The organism is Flavobacterium algoriphilum (assembly GCF_048158655.1).
Classification (GTDB): domain Bacteria; phylum Bacteroidota; class Bacteroidia; order Flavobacteriales; family Flavobacteriaceae; genus Flavobacterium; species Flavobacterium algoriphilum.
The window spans coordinates 1-3,268 of record NZ_JBLNKY010000013.1; the positions used below are offsets into that span (position 1 = coordinate 1).

Consider the following 3,268-nt stretch of genomic DNA (forward strand, 5'->3'; position numbering starts at 1 on the left):
GTAGCGGCATTCGCTAAGGCAGTAGTAGCAGTTCCTTGAGCAGCAACAGCTTTTGTATCAGCAGTAGCGGCATTCGCTAAAGCAGTAGTAGCATCACTTTGAGCAGCAACAGCTTTTCCATCGGCAGTAGCGGCATTCGCTAAGGCAGTAGTAGCATCACTTTGAGCAGCAACAGCTTTTGTATCGGCTGTAGCAGCATTTAAGATGGCGGTATCAGCAGTCCCTTGAGCAGCAACAGCTTTTCCATCGGCAGTAGCGGCATTCGCTAAAGCAGTAGTAGCATCACTTTGAGCAGCTGTAACTCTAGTAGTTTCTCCTTCAATTGCGCTTGCATTGGCAGCTACATTAGTGGTAAGGGTTCCTTCTGCAGCGGTAGCTCTTGTAGTTTCTCCTTCAATTGCGCTTGTATTGGCAGCTACATTAGTGGTAAGGGTTCCTTCTGCAGCGGTAGCTCTTGTAGTTTCTCCTTCAATTGCGCTTGCATTGGCAGCTACATTAGTGGTAAGGGTTCCTTCTGCAGCGGTAGCTCTTGTAGTTTCTCCTTCAATTGCGCTTGCATTGGCAGCTACATTAGTGGTAAGGGTTCCTTCTGCAGCGGTAGCTCTTGTAGTTTCTCCTTCAATTGCGCTTGCATTGGCAGCTACATTAGTGGTAAGGGTTCCTTCTGCAACTGTAGCTCTAGTAATTTCTGCTGCTAAAGCCTCAGAACCTAACGAAGCACCTTCATCAACATAACTCTTAACAGCATTTTGCGTTGGGTATAAAGTATCGCTTGTACCTAATGTGGGAGAATTTGATTTGTTGGACAAGTTTTCTTTTAAATCTAATGCTGCTAGTTGCGCCGTTGATATCGATTTATCAGCATCTGACGTATTATTAACATTTCCTAATCCAAAATCAGCAGCCACAACTTGTAAGCCAGCTATCACTCGTCCTTTTTCATCAACTGTTACTTTTGAGTAAGTTCCAGAACTCACTCCAGTAGTTGAGAGTGTGGTAACAAGACCCGATCCAGAGGTTGTGACATCGCCAGTTAGTCCTCCAGGAGTATTCAACACACCGCTGGAAACGGTAACTAAACCTGTCCCTGAAGGGGCAGGACCAGTAGCTCCAGTTAAACCTGTGTCACCTTTTGCACCAGTTACTCCTTGATCTCCTTTTGCTCCTGCTGCGCCTGTATCTCCAGTTAATCCATCTATTCCATTTGTTCCTGCTGCGCCTGTAGCTCCGGTATCACCTTTAGGACCTTGAGAACCTGTTGCTCCAGTAGAACCTGTAGCTCCGGTATCACCTTTAGGGCCTTGTGCTCCAGTTAATCCAACTGCTCCAGCTATTCCATTTGTTCCTGCTGCACCTGTAGCTCCAGTATCACCTTTAGGGCCTTGAGATCCTGTTGCTCCAGTAGGACCAGTAGCTCCGGTTAATCCTATTGGACCTTGAGATCCATTTATTCCTGCTGCTCCAGCTATTCCATTTGTTCCTGCTGCGCCTGTAGCTCCAGTATCACCTTTAAGACCTTGAGATCCTGTTGCTCCAGTAGGGCCAGTAGCTCCGGTTAATCCTTGTGATCCCGGAACTCCAGGTAACCCTTGAATTCCTTGAGGGCCTGTTGCTCCCGTAGGACCTGCAGGACCTGCCACACCAGCTACGTTAGATTTTTCAGCATATAAGGCATAAGGTACACTATTCAATTGTGTGGTCCCCATATCAACAAAAGATACACCACCTGTTGCATCCATTTCAACTTGGATAAACTTAGCGCCAACACCCCAGTTTACAGCTGCTAAAGTACCAGTAGTCGGTGAGCCTGAACCGATATTTACATTAAATAATCCAAGATTGGTAGTCGTAACATTATGGGTTTCTCGAAACACAATTGTACCTGTTGAAGTACCATTGTGAATAGAAAACCTCAAACTGATGTTCTGTAAAGCTCGTATATCTCCACTAGCATTACGGGCTACTCCCTGATAGGGAATCGCTTGAGGAGATTGAGCATAGGCCTTGTCAATTGTGCCTATAAAGCTAAAAATAAATACTACTATCAATATAATTGTATGTAGTAATTTTTCTTTTGAAGTAAAAATATTTTTCATAAAATTTATTTTTTTGTATAAGTAATTAAATTTCTTAAAATAGTAAAGCCTTCTCTATTTTGTAAGAAAGCTATTTTTGTAAAATAAGTATTAATGATAAAAATGGATTATGGCACTAGAAGTAGTACAAAAAAATTAAAATATTATTTCAGGTAACTGAAACTTTACCTAATCCTATTATACTTGATTTAAATAGCAGTAAGCTCTGTATTCAAATACTATGAAAACGAAATACAATTTAAAGTTACTCGTTACCTCTTAGAAAATGAATCCCATTAAAGTAATAGAAGGAACTTACCCATAGTCCAGTTCGGGGATAGTTAATGTCCTATAAAAAAAAATATTTGTAATAAAAATAACTATAGTTAAAAATCCAGATTTGGGTAGAAATGTTTTCATATTTATTGAATTAAAATAATAAAATAACGAAAGACTATATGCTTGACTGTAAAATGTAAAATCAATAGAATGATCGTTCTGTTTTTGATTTATTTTAATGGAACTCCTTCGGATAAATACTTTTTAAACAAAAAAAAAATATACTTAAACAACTAAAATCCATTAACTTGAATACTAAATTATGCAATTAAGAATACATTAATCTAATTTTTCATACATTTCCGATTAAAGGAATAAAAAAAACTATCAACTACATATTTTGTGATTTTCAGAGGAAATAAAAATATATGATTAGAAAATATGTTGACTTTTAAAGCCTATTTTAAATTTGAATTGATGAAAATTTGATTCCATAAATAAAAAACATACTCTTTTTTAATTTACAAATCAAAAAGATTTTTTAACAATAGAGAGTAAACTACAAATAGAAACACTGAAGAAGAAGTATCCCTATTTTATAACCTTTAGGGGAAATCTAATTAAGTTCAAAGAGGATTAGGGCCCTTCTTAGACACGCTTAAAGTGGCAAAACATCTAGTGAAAATTGACCTTACAAGCGAATTTTAAAGAATATCGTTTCGGCAACTTTATTCAAAACACGAAAAAAATAAAAAACCCTGTCCAATTAAATTGGACAGGGTTACTATTTGTGAAACTGTCTAGTCCTGAAATAGCGATACACAAAAAAGTATCCTATGGAATCCGCACAAGAAACACGCTATGTTAAGCGTACCCAAAAAGACTACACTATGTCTTTAAAGTTAGAAATCGTT

At 38.2% G+C, this 3,268-nt stretch carries 1 protein-coding gene; it reads right to left on the reverse strand.

All coding sequences use genetic code 11. The features are described from left to right. Positions 1–2,096 (reverse strand): hypothetical protein (locus ACM55G_RS14875; RefSeq protein WP_416844732.1); only part of this gene is annotated, 2,096 nt, incomplete at its 3' end. Positions 2,097–3,268: the final 1,172 nt, after the last annotated feature.